The sequence below is a fragment of the Phaeobacter piscinae genome (assembly GCF_002407245.1).
GTDB classification, from domain to species: domain Bacteria; phylum Pseudomonadota; class Alphaproteobacteria; order Rhodobacterales; family Rhodobacteraceae; genus Phaeobacter; species Phaeobacter piscinae.
The window spans coordinates 1,281,471-1,299,740 of sequence record NZ_CP010681.1; the positions used below are offsets into that span (position 1 = coordinate 1,281,471).

The 18,270-nt window shown below is 58.9% G+C and carries 16 protein-coding genes; 12 read left to right on the forward strand and 4 right to left on the reverse strand.

Going from position 1 to position 18,270, the window contains the following annotated elements:
* Positions 1-39 precede the first annotated feature (39 nt).
* Entirely contained in the window at positions 40-1,344 is a 1,305-nt protein-coding gene (preA, locus tag phaeop14_RS05995; RefSeq protein WP_040173250.1) for an NAD-dependent dihydropyrimidine dehydrogenase subunit PreA, read from the forward strand.
* A 121-nt stretch (positions 1,345-1,465) separates the two neighbouring features.
* Here preA and phaeop14_RS06000 read toward each other — a convergent pair whose 3' ends face one another.
* Positions 1,466-2,086: a TetR family transcriptional regulator C-terminal domain-containing protein gene (locus tag phaeop14_RS06000; protein ID WP_096789024.1), complete on the reverse strand. Its 621-nt coding sequence runs from the start codon at positions 2,084-2,086 to the stop codon at positions 1,466-1,468.
* Positions 2,087-2,326: 240 nt separating this feature from the next.
* On the opposite strand from phaeop14_RS06000, the gene phaeop14_RS06005 reads away from it, so the two are divergent.
* From phaeop14_RS06005 to phaeop14_RS06040, 8 genes are all read left to right on the forward strand, one after another.
* Positions 2,327-3,577 carry a Zn-dependent hydrolase gene (locus phaeop14_RS06005; protein ID WP_096789025.1) on the forward strand — a complete coding sequence of 417 codons (1,251 nt, stop codon included), beginning with the start codon at positions 2,327-2,329 and terminating at the stop codon, positions 3,575-3,577.
* A 123-nt stretch (positions 3,578-3,700) separates the two neighbouring features.
* A complete protein-coding gene (gene hydA / locus phaeop14_RS06010) occupies positions 3,701-5,155 on the forward strand; it encodes a dihydropyrimidinase (RefSeq protein ID WP_096789026.1) in 1,455 nt (484 codons plus the stop codon).
* Between the two features lie 60 nt (positions 5,156-5,215).
* A complete protein-coding gene (locus phaeop14_RS06015) occupies positions 5,216-6,055 on the forward strand; it encodes an ABC transporter ATP-binding protein (protein WP_040178250.1) in 840 nt (279 codons plus the stop codon).
* A 105-nt stretch (positions 6,056-6,160) separates the two neighbouring features.
* The gene (locus phaeop14_RS06020; protein WP_096789027.1) at positions 6,161-7,078 is read left to right on the forward strand and encodes an ABC transporter permease; all 918 of its coding nucleotides are present in this window, start codon (positions 6,161-6,163) and stop codon (positions 7,076-7,078) included.
* Between the two features lie 85 nt (positions 7,079-7,163).
* Positions 7,164-8,009, forward strand: coding sequence for an ABC transporter permease (locus phaeop14_RS06025; RefSeq protein WP_040178253.1), 846 nt, complete (start codon positions 7,164-7,166; stop codon positions 8,007-8,009).
* A 120-nt stretch (positions 8,010-8,129) separates the two neighbouring features.
* Positions 8,130-9,116 carry an ABC transporter substrate-binding protein gene (locus phaeop14_RS06030; protein WP_014874414.1) on the forward strand — a complete coding sequence of 329 codons (987 nt, stop codon included), beginning with the start codon at positions 8,130-8,132 and terminating at the stop codon, positions 9,114-9,116.
* Between the two features lie 185 nt (positions 9,117-9,301).
* Positions 9,302-9,472, forward strand: coding sequence for a DUF6500 family protein (locus phaeop14_RS06035; RefSeq protein WP_244905810.1), 171 nt, complete (start codon positions 9,302-9,304; stop codon positions 9,470-9,472).
* A gap of 514 nt (positions 9,473-9,986) precedes the next feature.
* Positions 9,987-11,015: a 4Fe-4S dicluster domain-containing protein gene (locus tag phaeop14_RS06040; protein ID WP_244905811.1), complete on the forward strand. Its 1,029-nt coding sequence runs from the start codon at positions 9,987-9,989 to the stop codon at positions 11,013-11,015.
* 32 nt (positions 11,016-11,047) lie between these two features.
* Here the strand turns inward: phaeop14_RS06040 and phaeop14_RS06045 are convergent, their stop codons facing one another.
* The 3 genes from phaeop14_RS06045 to acs all read right to left on the reverse strand — a co-directional run bounded on the left by phaeop14_RS06045 (position 11,048) and on the right by acs (position 14,403).
* Positions 11,048-11,548: a flavin reductase family protein gene (locus phaeop14_RS06045; RefSeq protein ID WP_096789029.1), complete on the reverse strand. Its 501-nt coding sequence runs from the start codon at positions 11,546-11,548 to the stop codon at positions 11,048-11,050.
* A 201-nt stretch (positions 11,549-11,749) separates the two neighbouring features.
* The gene (locus phaeop14_RS06050; protein ID WP_040173347.1) at positions 11,750-12,433 is read right to left on the reverse strand and encodes an adenylate kinase; all 684 of its coding nucleotides are present in this window, start codon (positions 12,431-12,433) and stop codon (positions 11,750-11,752) included.
* Between the two features lie 8 nt (positions 12,434-12,441).
* A complete protein-coding gene (gene acs, locus phaeop14_RS06055; protein ID WP_096789030.1) occupies positions 12,442-14,403 on the reverse strand; it encodes an acetate--CoA ligase in 1,962 nt (653 codons plus the stop codon).
* A 600-nt stretch (positions 14,404-15,003) separates the two neighbouring features.
* Between acs and phaeop14_RS06060 the strand changes: the two genes are divergently transcribed.
* From phaeop14_RS06060 to phaeop14_RS06070, 3 genes are all read left to right on the forward strand, one after another.
* Complete coding sequence (locus tag phaeop14_RS06060; RefSeq protein ID WP_024097520.1) at positions 15,004-16,020, forward strand: C4-dicarboxylate TRAP transporter substrate-binding protein; 1,017 nt, start codon at positions 15,004-15,006, stop codon at positions 16,018-16,020.
* Between the two features lie 86 nt (positions 16,021-16,106).
* Positions 16,107-16,757, forward strand: a complete 651-nt coding sequence (locus phaeop14_RS06065; RefSeq protein ID WP_040173276.1) for a TRAP transporter small permease subunit — start codon at positions 16,107-16,109, stop codon at positions 16,755-16,757.
* 11 nt (positions 16,758-16,768) lie between these two features.
* Positions 16,769-18,169 carry a TRAP transporter large permease gene (locus phaeop14_RS06070; protein ID WP_096789031.1) on the forward strand — a complete coding sequence of 467 codons (1,401 nt, stop codon included), beginning with the start codon at positions 16,769-16,771 and terminating at the stop codon, positions 18,167-18,169.
* The last annotated feature ends 101 nt before the right edge of the window (positions 18,170-18,270 follow it).

The following is an 18,270-nucleotide window of genomic DNA, read 5'->3' on the forward strand; positions in this document are numbered from 1 at the left end:
CAGACCCGGCCCTGTGTTGCCAGTGTAAGGAACAGATAAATGGCTGATCTGACAGCAGATTTCCTGGGGATCAAATCTCCGAACCCGTTCTGGCTCGCCTCTGCGCCGCCAACGGACAAAGAATACAACGTGCGCCGTGCCTTTGAGGCCGGCTGGGGCGGGGTGGTCTGGAAGACCCTTGGCTCCGAAGGACCGCCGGTCGTCAATGTGAACGGGCCGCGCTATGGCGCCATCTGGGGCGCGGATCGCCGGCTTCTCGGGCTCAACAATATTGAGCTGATCACCGACCGCCCGCTTGAGGTGAACCTGGAAGAGATCACCCGCGTGAAGAAGGACTATCCGGATCGTGCGATCATCGTGTCGCTGATGGTGCCCTGCGAGGAGCAGGCGTGGAAAGATATCCTGCCGCGGGTCGAGGCCACCGGCGCGGACGGCATTGAACTGAACTTCGGTTGTCCGCATGGGATGGCGGAACGCGGCATGGGCTCTGCCGTGGGGCAGGTGCCGGAATACATCCAGATGGTTACGGAGTGGTGCAAGAAATACTACTCCAAACCGGTGATCGTGAAGCTGACGCCGAATATCACCGATATTCGCCAGCCTGCGCGTGCGGCCAAGGCGGGTGGTGCAGATGCTGTCAGCTTGATCAACACCATCAACTCCATCGTGTCAGTAAATCTCGATGCCATGGCGCCAGAGCCGACCATTGGAGACAAGGGTACACACGGCGGGTATTGTGGCCCGGCGGTGAAGCCGATTGCGTTGAATATGGTGGCTGAAATCGCCCGCTGTCCGCAAACTCATGGCCTGCCGATTTCTGCCATTGGCGGCGTCACAACTTGGCGCGATGCGGCTGAGTTCATGACCATGGGTGCTGGCAATGTGCAGGTCTGCACCGCTGCCATGACCTATGGCTTCAATGTCGTGAAGGAGATGATCTCTGGCCTGAACCAGTGGATGGACGACAAAGGCTATGACCGGTTGGATGATTTCGTCGGCAAGGCTGTGCCGAATGTCACCGACTGGCAGTATCTGGATCTGAACTACGTCGCTAAGGCCAAGATCAATCAGGATGATTGCATCAAATGCGGTCGCTGCTTTGCCGCCTGCGAGGACACGTCACATCAGGCCATCGCCATGAGCGAGGATCGCGTCTTCACCGTGAAGGATGATGAATGCGTTGCCTGCAACCTCTGCGTCAATGTTTGCCCGGTTGAAGGCTGCATCACCATGGAGGAGGTGCCCGCCGGGCAAATTGATGAGCGCACGGGCGAGGTTGTTTCCGACGATTATGCCAATTGGACAACCCATCCCAACAACCCCTCAGTGACCGCTGCGGAGTAAGCGGAGGTCACCGGCCTGCCATTGTCGGATGGAATGGCATAAGAAACGGCGCGTCCTGATCGGCGCGCCGTTTTCTATTTGTCTTGTCAATAAAGGGGGCGACTGTCAGCAAGTGCTGGTGTCAGCGGGTGTCGGCGGGTGTCAGCATGCGTCGGAACATTCGATCCAGATGCTCTGGGGCGGCATCAAAAGGATCCTCATCCCCCATCAACGTCCGCACCTGAACATCGAAATCCGCATAATGCTGGGTCAGCGACCAGACCGAGAACAGCAAATGTTTCGGATGGGTCGGGTTCAGCTTCCCAGCGTCCATCCAGCCCTTGATCAGATCCGCTTTTTCTTCCAGCAGAGGTTTCAGATCCTTAGACAGGGTGTCCAGCATTCGCGGCGCGCCTTGCACGATTTCATTCGCAAACAGACGGCTTTCGCGCGGGAAATCCCGGCTCATCTGCAATTTGCGCTGCACATAGGCCAGCAATTCTTCCAGCGGATCGCCATCCGGATCAATGGCGCGCAGCGGATCCAACCAGGTGTCGAGAAGGCCGGACAGCAGTTCGGTAAAAATCGCCTCCTTCGAGGGAAAGTAATACAGCAGATTGGGCTTGCTTAACCCGGCGGCGCGGGCAATCTGGTCGACGGTGGCTCCGCGAAACCCGCTGTTGGAAAACACCTCAAGGGCGGCCTCCAGAATAGTGGCGCGATTCTTTTTCTGAATGCGGGTCGGGCTGCGATCCTTGGGCATCGGGCTGTTCGGGCTCTTCCTGGGGGCCGCAACACCGCTGCGCGCCTGATTTTCACTCAACCGGCTCTGCCTGCCGGAGTTTTCTTGCTTCGTTAGACGCAATTTCTTGACTGAATGTCCACCCGTGATAGCCTGAGTTTGACCAGTTGGTCAAATCATGACCAGCGTTTCAAAGCCACCGACAAGGCGCAAAGCCGCACGTCCCTGCGAAAAAGCAGGGCAACAGGGAAGGAAGCTGAGATGACGTCGCTTGGACAGAATCTGAAGATCAATGGCGACAGGCTGTGGGACAGCCTGATGGAAATGGCAAAAATCGGCCCCGGTGTCGCAGGCGGCAACAACCGTCAGACCCTGACCGATGCGGATGCCGAGGGGCGCGCACTGTTTCAGTCGTGGTGTGAGGCGGCTGGCTGCACCATGGGGCTGGACACGATGGGCAATATGTTTGCCCGGCGCGAAGGGACTGATCCCGAAGCGCTGCCGGTCTATATGGGATCGCATCTGGATACGCAGCCGACAGGCGGCAAATATGACGGTGTCCTCGGGGTGCTTGGTGGATTGGAAGTTGTCCGCACGCTCAATGATCTTAGCATCAAGACCAAACATCCGATTGTCGTGACAAACTGGACCAATGAGGAGGGCACGCGGTTTGCGCCCGCGATGCTGGCCTCTGGTGTGTTTGCCGGAAAACACACGCAGGATTGGGCCTATGCCCGCGAGGATGCTGACGGCAAAACATTCGGCGATGAACTGAAGCGTATTGGCTGGATCGGTGACGAAGAGGTCGGCGCCCGCAAAATGCATGCGATGTTTGAGCTGCACATTGAACAGGGGCCAATCCTTGAGGCGGAAAACAAGGATATCGGCGTTGTCACTCATGGTCAGGGATTGTGGTGGCTGCAATGCACAGTCACGGGCAAGGATGCGCATACCGGCTCCACCCCGATGAACATGCGGGTCAATGCGGGCTTAGGTATGGCACGCATGACAGAAGCCGCGCATCAGATCGCCATGGCGCACCAGCCCCACGCAGTGGGCGCCGTTGGTCACTGCGATGTCTATCCAAACTCCCGCAATGTGATCCCCGGCAAAGTGGTGTTCACGGTCGATTTCCGCTCGCCTGATCTGGAAAAACTGACCTCAATGCGGGCGCAATATGAGGTGAAGGCGAAGGAAATCGCTGATGAGCTTGGTCTTGGACTTGAGATTGAGCCAGTCGGGCATTTTGATCCGGTAACCTTTGACGAGGGCTGCGTGAGTGCGGTGCGTTCCGCCGCTGAGCGGCTGGGCTACAGCCATATGGATATCGTCTCCGGCGCCGGGCATGATGCCTGCTGGATCAACGATCTGGCCCCGACCGCGATGATCATGTGCCCCTGCGTTGACGGGCTGAGCCACAATGAGGCGGAGGATATCTCCAAGGACTGGGCGGCAGCTGGCACAGATGTCATGTTGCACGCAGTTCTGGAGACTGCTGAAATCGTCGCATAGGGGGCGCTGCCCCCGCCGCGCCAGCGCGGCTCCCCCGGGATATTTCGGGCCAGAAGATGCCTGTGCCGTTGGGGGTAACAAGAAAGATGCGGCAATGACCGCGCTCTCACAGGGAGATAGACCATGGCGAAAGTCATCAAGAACGGCACCATCGTGACGGCAGATCTGACCTATAAGGCGGATGTGCTGATCGAGAACGGTGTGATCACCGAGATCGGTCAGGGATTGACAGGGGACGAGGAGCTGGACGCGACCGGCTGTTACGTGATGCCGGGCGGCATTGATCCGCATACGCATTTGGAGATGCCCTTTATGGGGACATACTCCAGTGATGATTTTGAGAGTGGGACGCGGGCGGGGCTGGCTGGTGGCACCACCATGGTGGTGGATTTCGCGCTGCCCAACCCGGGGGAGAGCCTGCTGGACGCGCTGAAGCGCTGGGACAACAAGTCGACGCGGGCCAATTGCGACTATTCCTTCCACATGGCGGTGACCTGGTGGGGGGAGCAGGTCTTTGACGATATGAAGACCGTCATTGAAACGCGGGGCATCAACACCTTCAAACACTTCATGGCCTATAAAGGCGCGTTGATGGTGAATGATGATGAGCTGTATGCCTCCTTCCAGCGGCTGTCTGAGCTGGGTGGCATTGCCATGGTACATGCCGAAAACGGCGATGTGGTGGCTGAATTGTCGGCCAAGCTGTTGGCGGAGGGCAACAACGGTCCCGAGGCGCATGCCTATTCCCGCCCGCCGCAGGTGGAGGGCGAGGCCACCAACCGCGCCATTATGATTGCCGATATGGCAGGCGTGCCGCTTTATGTGGTGCATACCTCCTGCGAAGACAGCCACGAGGCCATTCGCCGTGCCCGCATGCAGGGCAAACGCGTTTGGGGTGAGCCGTTGATCCAGCATCTGACGCTGGATGAAAGTGAGTATTTCAATCAGGACTGGGATCATGCGGCGCGTCGGGTGATGTCGCCGCCGTTCCGCAATAAACAGCATCAGGACAGTCTCTGGAACGGGTTGCAATCTGGCTCGCTGTCGGTTGTGGCGACGGATCACTGTGCCTTTACCACCGAGCAGAAGCGTACCGGTGTGGGCGATTTCACCAAGATCCCCAATGGCACTGGCGGGTTGGAAGACCGGATGCCGATGCTGTGGACGCATGGGGTGGCCACAGGCCGCCTGACACCGAATGAATTTGTCGCCGTGACGTCGACAAATATCGCCAAGATCCTGAATTGCTACCCCAAGAAAGGTGCGGTTCTGGTCGGGGCGGACGCGGATCTGGTGGTCTGGGATCCTGAAAAGACCAAGGTCATCTCGGCGGCGAGCCAGCAGTCGGCGATCGACTATAACGTCTTTGAGGGGCATGAGGTGAAGGGGTTGCCGCGCTTTACCCTGACCCGTGGCCAAGTGGCGGTTCATGACGGTGAGATTCGCTGTCAGGAGGGGCATGGCACCTTTGTTGAGCGCGAGGCCAATGCGACGGTGAACAAGGCGTTGTCGACCTGGAAAGATCTGACGGCGCCCCGTCCCGTCGAGCGGTCAGGTATTCCGGTGACAGGTGTGTAATTCAGGGACGGGCTGCCAGGAATGGCGGCCCGTTTTCCTGTGTGAAATCAAGGCGAATAGATGAATATGGAAACGACCACCCAGGCGCTCAATTCCCAGGCCGCCGCTTCCGATATCACCCCGCAGGCGCCGGTCATCGAGGCGCGCAATCTGGACCTGACCTTTCAGACCAATGACGGCCCGGTGCATGCGCTGAAGGATGTGAGCCTGGAGATCAACAAAGGCGATTTTGTCTCCTTCATCGGCCCCTCCGGATGTGGCAAGACCACGTTCCTGCGCTGCATTGCTGCGCTGGAACAACCCACTGGCGGCGCGCTGATGGTCAATGGCATGACGCCGGATGAGGCCCGCAGGCAACGCGCCTACGGCTATGTGTTTCAGGCTGCCGGGCTATATCCCTGGCGGTCGATCGCCAAGAACATCAAACTGCCGCTTGAAATCATGGGCTATTCCAAGGCTGAGCAAGCCGCGCGGGTCGAGCAGGTGCTGGAGCTGGTGGAGTTGGCGGGGTTTGGCGGCAAATACCCCTGGCAGCTGTCGGGGGGGATGCAGCAGCGGGCCAGCATTGCGCGGGCTCTGGCGTTTGATGCGGATATCCTGTTGATGGATGAGCCCTTTGGGGCGCTGGATGAGATCGTCCGGGATCATCTGAATGAACAGCTGCTGAAGCTTTGGGCGCGCACCGACAAGACCATCGGGTTTGTCACACATTCCATTCCGGAGGCGGTCTACCTGTCCACGAAGATCGTGGTGATGTCACCGCGTCCGGGGCGCATTCATGATGTGATCGACAGCCCGCTGCCAAAGGAGCGGCCTCTGGATATTCGTGACAGCGCTGAGTTTATCGAGATCGCCCACCGCGTCCGTGATGGTCTGCGCGCGGGGCATGCTGATGACTGATCGGCGCGGCGGCAGAGATACGCCCACGGAAAATTTGAATTTTCCGTGGAGTTTTCTTCGGAAAAAATTGGCGTCGCATGTGTCCGTGTGGAAAGGGGCAGGATCATGAAAACAGCACTTGCTGTCTTAAGCGTCCTCGCGGCAATTGCCGTGATCTGGTACGCGGCCTGCGTTCCGATGAACATCAAAGGGGTTCTGGATGCTGCCGAGCGTTCGGGGGCTGAAGTGGTTCCGGCCACCGCCCGCGAGCGTCGCGACATGGGCCCGATTGGGCTGGTTGCGGCCAATTCCTTCGCTATCGGGGATGTCTGGTCGCAGGACCGGCCGCGACTGCCTGCGCCGCATCAGGTGGCTGTTGAGCTGTGGGAGACCACGGTGGAGAAGAAACTCACCTCCAAGCGGAGCCTGATCTACCATGGGCAGGTGACGCTTTCGGCGACATTGCTTGGGTTTGTTATTGGCACCGGTCTGGGGATCCTCTTGGCGGTTGGCATCGTGCATAGCCGTGTGATGGATATGTCGGTGATGCCCTGGGCGATTGTCAGCCAGACCATTCCGATTATCGCTCTGGCCCCGATGATCATCGTGGTTTTGTACTCTATCGGCGTTCAGGGGATCCTGCCGAAGGCGGTGATTTCGGCCTATCTCAGTTTCTTTCCGGTTGTTGTTGGTATGGTCAAGGGGCTGCGCAGCCCTGATCAGATGCAGCTGGATTTGCTGAAGACCTATAATGCGAGCCTGGGGCAGGGGTTCTGGAAGCTGCGCCTGCCGGCCTCGATGCCCTATCTGTTTGCCTCTTTGAAAATTGGTATCGCAGCTTCGCTTGTTGGGGCCATCGTTGGGGAGTTGCCAACCGGTGCCGTCGCCGGGCTTGGCGCGCGGCTTCTGGCGGGCAGCTACTATGGGCAGACCGTGCAGATCTGGTCAGCGCTGTTTGCCGCTGCAATTCTGGCCGCAGCATTGGTTGCCCTGCTGGGCGTTATTGAGCGTCTGGTTCTGAAACGGATGGGGGTGCAGGCATGAACGCTGGTGGGATTGAGGGCGCTGCCCTCGCCGTTTTGCGGCTCACCCGGGATATTTCGGGTCAGAAGAACGGGGGGCGTGGCCAATGGTGATGGTATCTATGGCGCTGCTTATATGGTGTGCGGGGTGGTGGCTGAACGGTCGGCTGGCCAATAGTTCGGCATCGAATACGTCTGCGGTGAAACTGTTGGTTCCGGCCATTTTTGGTGTGACGCTGCTGATTGTCTGGGAACTGTTGGTGCGCGGGCTTGAGGTCTCTTTGGTGATCCTGCCAGCCCCCAGCGTCATCGCTGCGCGCTTTGCCACAAGCCTGCCGGTTCTTTGGCAGGATTTTCAGCAGACGATCCTGAAGGGCGCGCTGTCTGGCTATATCATCGGCTGCGGTGCTGCGTTGCTGATGGCGATTGCGGTGGACCGCAGCGATTTCCTGCGCCGCGGACTGTTGCCAGTGGGGAATTTTGTTGCGGCGCTGCCCATTGTCGGCACGGCCCCTATTCTGGTGATGTGGTTTGGGTTCGACTGGCAGTCAAAAGCGGCGGTGGTTGTGGTGATGGTGTTCTTCCCGGTCCTTGTGAATACGGTGGCGGGGTTGCGCGAGACCTCAGCGATGCAACGTGATCTGATGCAGACCTATGCGGCCAGTTATTGGCAGAGTTTTTTCAAACTGCGCCTGCCTGCTGCGCTGCCGTTTATCTTTAACGGGCTCAAGATCTCCACAACGCTGGCGCTGGTTGGGGCCATTGTGGCGGAGTTCTTTGGCTCACCAACTGTGGGCATGGGGTTTCGGATCTCGACCTCGGTGGGGCAGCTGGCGCTGGATATGGTCTGGGCCGAGATTCTTGTGGCGGCACTGGCCGGGTCGGCATTTTATGGCATGATGGCGCTGATTGAGAAAACGCTCACCTTCTGGCACCCGTCGCAACGGGGATAGGCAGCTTTGCGACCTGCGGTTTGGAAGTTGGCGCCAACTGGAAGAAAACCTTTGGAGACAGCGGGGTAACTCGCGCAGAATTCAGGACTACAACCAGATATAACAACAGGGAGAAGACAGATGAAAACACTGCTGACCGCCGCCGCCATGGCGCTGGGGGCTGCATCGGTGGCGCAGGCCGCCGATGAGGTGAAACTGCAGCTGAAATGGGTCACACAGGCCCAGTTTGCAGGCTATTATGTCGCGTTGGATCAGGGGTTCTATGAGGCTGAGGATCTGGATGTCACCATTCTGCCTGGTGGTCCGGATATTGCGCCGACCCAGGTGATTGCCGGGGGCGGCGCGGATGTCACGGTTGAGTGGATGCCAGCCGCGCTGGCCGCGCGGGAGAAAGGTCTGCCGCTGGTCAATATCGCCCAGCCGTACAAAAGCTCCGGCATGATGCTGACCTGTTGGAAAGACACCGGCATTGCTGCGCCTGAAGATCTGGCCAACCGAACCCTTGGCGTCTGGTTCTTCGGCAATGAATTCCCTTTCATGAGCTGGATGAGCCAGTTGGGGATTTCGACCGAAGGCAAAGGCGAGAAAGGTGTCGAGGTTCTGAAGCAGGGCTTCAATGTCGATCCGCTGTTGCAGCGTCAGGCGGATTGTATTTCGACCATGACCTATAATGAATATTGGCAGGTGATTGATGCGGGCGTGGCCCCGGATGAGTTGATTACCTTCAAATATGAGGATCAGGGCGTGGCAACGCTTGAAGATGGTCTTTATGTGCTGGAAGAGAACCTGAACGATCCGGCCTTTGTCGATAAGATGCAGCGTTTCGTACGCGCCTCGATGAAAGGCTGGAAATGGGCCGAGGAAAATCCGGATGACGCGGCAGAGATTGTCTTGGACAATGATGCCTCCGGCGCCCAGACAGAGGAGCACCAGAAGCGGATGATGTCTGAGGTGGCCAAGCTCACAGCCGGCAGCAATGGCGCGCTGAGCGAAGCGGACTACCAGCGCACGGTGAAGACGCTGCTTGATGGCGGTTCAAGCCCGGTGATCACCAAAGAGCCTGAGGGCGCCTGGACGCATGTTATTACCGACGCTGCGCTGAACTAAGTTTCGAGTATGTGGAATTTGTCCCGTCCGCCTCTGCGGGCGGGATTTTTATTTGTCGTGAGATATGTGTTTAACGGGCTGATTTTATTGCGTATTGATGGCGTCGAAACCGTCGGAAATTTATAGGATCAAGACGATGAGAGACAGTTTGCGGCAGAAGATCGTCACGGTTTGCGAGGAGAAAATTGCAAAAAAAAGGTGAAAATGTGGGGCTGTCCTTTTATGCGTTTTTTGCCAACCGGAATGACGATCCGGTGCAGCTGATGGAGGCGGCGGAATGGTGGATTAAATGCCATCAGCTGAACCACTTTGAAAAGGCAGTCAAGATCCGGGATATGGTCAAGGCTGATCTGTGATTGGATAGCGGCCACGCGTTCATCGTCAATTGGGCCTGGCTGGTCTCCGACAGATCTGGCTCCGGCCGGGTTTAGATACCAGGTAAATAGGCATTCGTTTGTTTGAGAAAACTCGATTTTAGATGCCGGCTGTGACAGAAGTTCAGGAATAAATAACAGTTAAAAGTTGAGTCTTACTTTTTGAATACCCGTTACAAATGGCAATTCCATGTTAACCTTGTGTCATCGAACGATCGAGCGTTTCGGCTGTGGTTTGGATTTCAATCCGAAGGAAGAGACCATGACTGTCTGGGAAAATGTTCAACTCTGCCTGCGATCTCTGCCTGATGTGCGGGATAGGACCGAGCACAAGGCAACCGCTCAGGTGTCGCATCCCGGATCATCCTACCGGCGTTACAATCCAGAAAGCCAAGTTCGCTGGCCACTGGCCGATTTATGTCAGGCTGCTATGCAGCGCCGGCAAAAACACTGTGGGGATGACAGGGGGATACGGGGGGTCGATCAAGTATTGGTGATGTACGATGCCCAGCACGAATTAGAGGTGTCGACATTGAAAGATCGGGTTGCTCTGACGGGTATGGATGTCATCGCGGCGGCCACACGGGGGCTTGAACGCGCAGGTCATGCTGATCTGTTGCATGCAATCTCGGACGGGTTTGACTGGGTGTTGGTGGAAGCAGCACTGGAGCAGAACGCACGTCTGGCGCAACTGCGTGAGATGGAGCTGGCGGCCTGCTTTGGACTGGAAGACCGTGTCGTTCTGTTTCATTCCACCATCCATCTGGAACAACTACTGACCGAGGGCATTTCTCAGCTCCCGGAACTGGTTCACCGCGGAACAGACGGTGACAGCGGAGTCAAACCGGCGCGTCGGCGCGAGGCCTTGCAGCTTTTTGCTAGCGTGACCCTGTCTGAAGACATGGATGTGATCGCTTTGCCGCAGGATGCGCCTTACGGCGGGATTGAGCTGACCGGTGATTGCACCCTTTGTCAGGCCTGCACCTGGGTGTGTCCGACCAACGCACTGATTGGAGCTGAGAATGGTGCCGGATTGGACTTTGTTGAGGCTGACTGCATGCAATGTGGGTTGTGTGTGTCAGTCTGCCGCCAAAACGCGATCCGTCTGGTACCGCGGCTGGAGCTGTCACCGCACCGGATGGCGGTATCGCTGACCCATCAAGATTTTTTCTGGTCGGATGGGGTGTCCGGTTCAAGCTCAACTGAGGTGCTGACTGCGGATCAGACTGAGGTGCAGGGGCAGGCTAGCTGCTTGAATGAAACCGATAGAGGCCCCAATGACCTTACGATTGAAAATCACTCTCTCAGCTGCGACCCAGTGAAGAAAGACCGTCAGGGACCAGACGACTGGCCCGGCGGCGGGGCGGGCACCTGGTCCGGTGAGGGGGGGGCGGATCTCAAAGAGCGCGGGCCTGAGACCGCGTCATCCAAGAGCGGGCAGGTGGACACGCGGCGCGTGCTCTGGCCGGATCTGGCGCGCGTATCGGCGCTCTTTGGGGCTGGTCGGGCTGATAAGTTATCCTAGCGCGCGATTGCGCCAAGCCACAGGCTGCGCGGCTAACTCTGCTCAAGAAACCCACCATATTGACCCCGCTTGAAAATTAGGCCTTTGCCGGGACGGCTGGTGGTGCGCAGAACAGCACCCACCAGGATGCTGTGGTCGCCACCGTCGTGGCAGGCATGCCTGCGGCAATCGAAACGGGCAATGACATTTGGCAGCACGGGCACCCCATCCTCGTTTCGATGCTGCGGCACGCAGGAGAAATCTTCGCCATTGCGGGCAAAGTGCATCGCCATATCCAGCTGATCCTCTGCCATCACGTGAATGGCAAAATGGGATGCCGCGACAAAGGGATCGTGGCGCTTGGACTGCCGTGCGGGGCACCATAGTAGTAGCGGCGGATCCATGGAGACAGATGTGAAGCTGTTGGCGGTAATCGCCAACGGACCCCGATCCGTGCGGGTGGTCACAACAGTGACGCCGGTGCCGAAGCATCCCAAAGCATCGCGATAGGCTCGCAGGCTGTCGGGGCCGGGAATAAAACTGGTTTCGGACATTTCGCGCGCGCTTTCACTTCAGGTCTTTGCTGGGTGCCATGGGATGGATCCCATGTCTACCCGCTTCCAATGTGGCACGCGCATCAACAAAAGCCAGAGCGGATTGAAAGCAGGCCCACATTTTTATGTGGGCCTGTTCAATAGGTTGGTGACAGAACGTCGTGGTGACGTCTTACCCGCCCGGACATTTCAGAAAATCGCTCAGGCGGTAGCTGATTTGACCACGGCACTCAGCGCGTTTGCAATGTGGTTGATCTCGCCCATAGCATCGATTCGGCTCAGCACACCCTTGCCGCCGTAGTAGCTGATCAGCGGGGCTGTCTGCGCGTGATAGGCCGCCAGCCGACTGGTGACAGTCTCGGCGTTGTCATCGGCGCGACGCGTCATATCTGTGCTGCCACACGCATCGCAGGTGCCAGCCACGCGTGGCTGTTTGAACTGGTCATGATAGCCCTCGCCACAGCCGCCACAGGTGTAGCGCCCGGCCACGCGGGCCACCATCGCGGCGTCGTCCACCTCAAGGCTGACAGCGGCATTGATCCGCTGACCCGACTCCGCCAGCAGCCGGTCCAGCGCCTCGGCTTGCACCGTGGTCCGGGGAAACCCGTCGAGGATCACGCCTTTGGCGCAGTCAGGCTCGGCCAGCCGGTCGCGCAGAATGTTGATCACGATCTCGTCGCTGACCAGCTCCCCGGCCTCCATCACAGCCTTTGCAGCAAGGCCGGCAGGGGTGCCGGCAGCAACAGCTGCCCGCAACAGATCGCCAGTCGACAGTTGCACAAGGCCAAACCCTTGTTCCAGTTTGCGCGCTTGCGTCCCTTTGCCGGCACCAGGAGGGCCGAGCAGGATCAAGACAGCGGGGCGGGTAAGAACTGCGGTGTCCATATCGGCAATCATCCTTTATCGGCTCGGTTTTCGATCAGGTCTTCGACCACCGACGGATCGGCCAGGGTCGAGGTGTCGCCAAGCGAGCCGAAATCGTTCTCGGCAATCTTGCGCAGGATTCGGCGCATGATCTTGCCGGAGCGGGTTTTCGGCAGGCCCGGCGCCCATTGAATCACGTCCGGGCTGGCAATCGGGCCGATCTCGGTGCGGACCCAGGTGCGCAGCTCCTTCAGCAGCTCATCCGACGGCTCCCGGTCGTTCATCAGGGTCACATAGCAATAGATGCCCTGGCCCTTGATCTCATGCGGGTAGCCGACCACGGCGGCCTCAGCGACGGCGGCGTGGGCGACCAGCGCGCTTTCGACCTCAGCGGTGCCCATGCGGTGGCCGGAGACGTTGATCACGTCATCGACGCGGCCGGTGATCCAATAGTCGCCGTCCTCGTCGCGGCGGCAGCCATCGCCGGTGAAGTAATAGCCCTTGTAGTCCGAGAAATAGGTCTTCTCGAAGCGCTCATGATCGCCCCAGACGGTGCGCATCTGGCCCGGCCAGCTGTCCTTGATGCACAGCACGCCTTCGACGCCGTTGCCGTTGATCTCGACGCCGGACTGGGGGTCCAGAACCACCGGCTGGATGCCGAAGAAGGGTTTCATTGCGGCACCCGGCTTCATCGCATGCGCACCCGGCAGCGGGGTCATCAGGTGGCCGCCGGTTTCGGTCTGCCACCAGGTGTCGACGATCGGGCATTTGCCCTTGCCGACAACCTCGTTGTACCAGTTCCAGGCTTCCGGGTTGATCGGCTCGCCCACGGTGCCGAGGGTGCGGAGGGAGGACAGGTCGCATTTCTCGACCCATTCGTTGCCCTGGCCCATCAGGGCGCGCAGCGCGGTGGGGGCGGTGTAGAACTGGTTCACCTTGTGCTTTTCGCAGACCTGCCAGAAGCGGGAGGCATCGGGGTAGGTCGGCACGCCTTCGAACATCAGCGTGGTGGCGCCGTTGGCAAGGGGGCCGTAGACGATATAGCTGTGGCCGGTGACCCAGCCCACGTCCGCTGTGCACCAGTAGATGTCGCCGTCATGATAATCAAAGGTGATCTCATGGGTCATCGCCGCATAGGTCAGGTAGCCGCCGGTGGTGTGGACAACGCCCTTGGGCTGGCCGGTAGAGCCGGAGGTGTAGAGGATGAATAGAGGGTCCTCGGCGTTCATTTCGGCAGGCGCGCAATAGTCGTCTGCCTCCAGCGCCATTTCGTTGTAGTCATAGTCACGGCCGTCGACCCAGGTGGTCTGGCCGCCGGTGCGTTTGACCACCAGGCATTTCACAGTGTCCTTGGTGTGCAGCAGGGCGGCATCGGCGTTGGATTTCAGCGCCGTCTTGCGGCCGCCGCGGGGGGCCTCATCCGCGGTGATCAGCACTTTGGCATCGCAGCCGTTGATCCGCGCGGCGAGCGCGTCGGGGGAGAAACCGGCAAAGACAATCGAATGAATGGCGCCGATCCGGGCGCAGGCCAGCATGGCATAGGCCGCTTCGGGGATCATCGGGAGATAAATCACCACCCGGTCGCCCTTGCGCACGCCCATCGACTCCAGGATGTTGGCCATCCGGCAGGTGCGGCGGTGCAGTTCGCTGTAGGTGATGTGCTGCGCTTCTTCTTCCGGGCTGTCCGGCTCCCAGATGATCGCGGTCTGGTCGCCGCGGCTCTCCAGGTGACGGTCGATGCAGTTGGCGGAGACGTTCAGGGTGCCGTCGCCATACCAGCTGATTGAGACATTGCCGAGCGTGAAGTCCACATCCTTCACCTGGGTGAAGGGTTTGATCCAGTCGATCCGCTCCGCCTGCTGACGCCAGAACCCTTCTGGATCCTGCATAGAAGCGGTGTACATCTCGTCATATTGTGCAGCATTGACATGGGCGCGTGCTACCGTCTCCTCCGACGGCGCATAGGCTTTGCTGTCGCTCTCCTGGGTCATCTTGTGTCCCTCCCTCCAGTCTGTTCTCGGAATGGCACACCACAGCGCACGGCGGGATGTGTCAAACCTTTTCCGTCCTCCGCAGCGATAATACCCAAGCTTGAAAATAAGGAAATAAGTGTCCGTGGAATAAGGGTTTACCTGTAAAGCTATTTCCCCATAGGTGGCGTAACTGTAAATCACGCAGGTTTGTGCGGCAGTAATCTAATATTTATCATAACGTTAGCTGTAAAATATTGGCTTGGGTTTCGGGGCTGCTATTCTGGGCACAGCGCAGTGCTGGCGCTATCAGCCTGCGGCGACTGGCCCCATCGCCTGCGGCAAACTGTGACAGGCGGCCGGGCGTCGGACCGTTGTTTGAGCGTTGATGGCGGTCAAGAGGGATCCATACGCTCATGATGTGAGCAGGTTTTGTGCCCATGCCGCACGGCTGTCGTGTGGGGTTGGCAGCGCCGTGGCTTGGCGCTAGCGTGGTGCCAGATGCTCGTCACTTTGCACTTATGACGGGCCTCAATCTGACGATTGTGGTCAGGCCAGCGCTCAGGCGATTGAGAGGTTGGCACGGGGCAACGGGGCAAGAGTACAAACTGGGAGGAACTCATGAACACTTATCTGACCGCCGCAACTGCGGCGATTGCGGGCCTGTCCATTGCAGGCAGTGCGGCCGCCACCGAATGGAATGTCTCCGTCTGGGGCAAGCGGCGCGCCTTTACCGAACATGTTGAAAAGCTGGCTGAGCTGGTCTCTGAGAAGACCGGCGGCGAATTCACCATGAACATCAGCTATGGTGGCCTATCAAAGAACAAAGAGAATCTCGACGGGATCTCCATCGGCGCCTTCGAGATGGCGCAGTTCTGCGCCGGGTATCACCGGGACAAAAACCCGACGATCACCGTGCTGGAATTGCCATTCCTGGGTGTTGCGAACCTTGAGGAAGAGGTGGCCGTCAGCCATGCGGTTTATGCACATCCTGCCGTGCAGAAAGATCTGGCGCGCTGGAACGCGAAGCTGCTGATGACCTCGCCGATGCCGCAGTACAATATCGTCGGCACCGGCGAAGCCCGTGACGAACTGGGCGAATTCAAGGATATGCGTGTTCGGGCCACCGGTGGCATCGGTAAGGCGTTTTCTGCCGTTGGGGCCGTGCCGACCTCCGTGACCGCGACCGAGGCGTATAATGCGATGGAATCCGGCGTGGTTGACACCGTTGCCTTTGCCCAGCATGCGCATCTGAGCTTTGGCACCATCAACAAGGCCGATTGGTGGACTGAAAACCTCAACCCCGGCACCGTGAACTGCCCGGTTGTTGTGAACACCGATGCCTATGAGGCGCTAAGCGATGCTGAGCGCGAGGCGCTCGACAGCTCCGTGGACGAGGCGATTGCACATTATCTCGCCAACTACGGTGCCTTGCTTGAGAAATGGGACAGTGTTCTGGCCGAAAAAGGCGTCGAAAAGGTCACCATTTCCGAAGACCAGCTGGCAGAGTTCCGCAAAGTGGCCGCTGACCCGATCCGCGAACAGTGGATTGCAGACATGAGCGCGCAAGGCCTGCCTGCACAGGAGCTTTATGATCTGGTGCAGAAAACCCTGAGCGATCAGCGGTCAGGCAGCTGATCTTTATATAGTTGCAAAGGGGGCCGGGCAGTTCTGCGCCGGCCCTTTCTTGCATGAATGCGAAGTAGAGATTACGGGGGCAGGGCATGGCAGGCAGTGCGGCGGTGCTGGAAGATGGCAGCCTGATCAGCAGGTGGGACAGGCAACTCTTGCGGCTGGAACGCGTGATGGCGTTGATCAGTGGCCTTGCGGTGTTTTCACTGATGGTGCTGGCAGTGGTGTCGGTTGGTGGGCGCAACGCGTTTAACGCGCCCTTGCCGGGATATGTCGACTGGATCGAGCAGGTGATGCCACTGATTGCCTTCATGGGGATTTCCTTTGTGCAGCGGGATGGCAGCCATATCCGGATGGATCTGGTGATCTCTGCCCTGCGTGGGCGGGCCCTTTGGCTGTTTGAACTGATTTCTGTCCTGTTGATCCTTGCGCTCATGCTGGCGCTGCTTTGGGGCAGCTGGTCACATTTTCTGCGCTCCTTTGATTTTGCGGCCCCCCTGTGGAGCCGCGACAGTTCAATCGATATCGGCCTGCCGATCTGGCCTGCCAAATTGCTGGCGCCGGTGGCGTTTGCAGTGCTGTGCCTGCGTTTGCTGCTGCAGGTTTGGGGCTACGGCCGGGCGCTGATCCTGGGTCTGGCACGCCCGGCCGCAGTGCCACTGGTGCAAAGCGCCGCAGAACAGGCCGCGGCCGAAGCTGAACATCTGGGCGGAGTGTCAACCTCCGCCAGCGACCGCGACTAAGGGGGCAGGCAATGGAACCTATCGAAATCGGCCTCTGGGTCAGCGGCTTACTTCTGGCGACGGTGCTATTGGGGATGCGGGTCGCCTTTGCGGCGGGTCTTGCCGGTCTGGTTGGCCTTGTGTGGATTTTCTGGGCCAAGTTTGGCTATGATCCCGAGCGTTTCACCAAGGCGCTGACAATCGCCGTGAAGACCGCCGGGCAGGTCCCGCATTCCAAGGTCTCCAGTCAGGCGCTCAGCCTTATCCCGACCTTTATCCTGATCGGCTATCTTGCCTATTATGCGGGCCTCACCAAGGCGCTGTTTGAAGCTGCAAAGCGCTGGCTGGCATGGGTGCCGGGTGGGCTGGCAGTGTCTACCGTTTTTGCCACCGCAGGCTTTGCCGCGGTCTCCGGCGCGTCGGTTGCAACCTCCGCCGTGTTTGCGCGTATCGCCATCCCGGAGATGCTGAAAATCGGCTACGACAAACGTTTTGCGGCGGGTGTGGTTGCGGCAGGGGGCACGTTGGCCTCGCTTATTCCACCCTCAGCCATTCTGGTGATCTATGCGATCATTGTTGAGCAGGACGTGGGCAAACTGCTGCTTGCAGGCTTTATCCCCGGTGCCTTCTCGGCGGTGGTCTACGGTTTGTTGATCATCGGAATGGCGATGACCATCAAGGGGTTCGGCCCTGCGGTCACCGGTTTCACCTGGCGCGAGCGGCTGGTCTCGCTGCCGCCTGCGCTGCCGATCCTTTTCGTCGTCGCGACGATTATCCTGTTTGTGTACAACCCCTTTGGTGGTGATGCCTGGGGCACGCCAACCGAAGGAGGCGCAATCGGGGCCTTTGTGGTGTTTCTGATGGCGCTTTATCGCGGCATGCGGTGGGCAGAGCTGAAAGACGCCTTGTTGGAGACGGCGAAACTGTCGGTGATGATCTTCACCATTATCTGGGGGGTACTGATCTATGTGCGCTTTCTGGGCTTTGCTGAACTGCCAGCGGCGTTCTCCGATTGGATCACCTCCCTGACGCTCTCTCCCATGCTGATCCTGATCTGCATCCTGCTGGCCTATGCCGTTCTGGGCATGTTCATGGACGCGATTGGTATGCTGCTGCTCACTCTGCCGGTGGTCTACCCGGCTGTGATGGCGCTCAATGGCGGGGAATATGTTTCAGCAGCGGAGAGCACCTTTGGCATGTCTGGTCCGATGTGCGCGATCTGGTTTGGTATTCTGGTGGTCAAAATGGCCGAATTCTGTCTGATCACACCGCCCATCGGCCTCAACTGTTTTGTTGTGGCGGGTGTGCGCGATGATCTGACGGTGCAGGATGTGTTCAAAGGCGTGACACCGTTTTTCATCGCGGATGGGATCACCATCGCGCTGCTGGTAGCCTTCCCGTCGATTGTGCTGTGGCTGCCCAGCCTCGCCTGACAATTTTTCCCAAGCTTACAAATTTGTAAGGCAGCGGAAGAGACCATGTAAGTCTGAACCGCCAAGTTCCTCTCATCAGCCGGGGCGCAGTGATCGCCCCG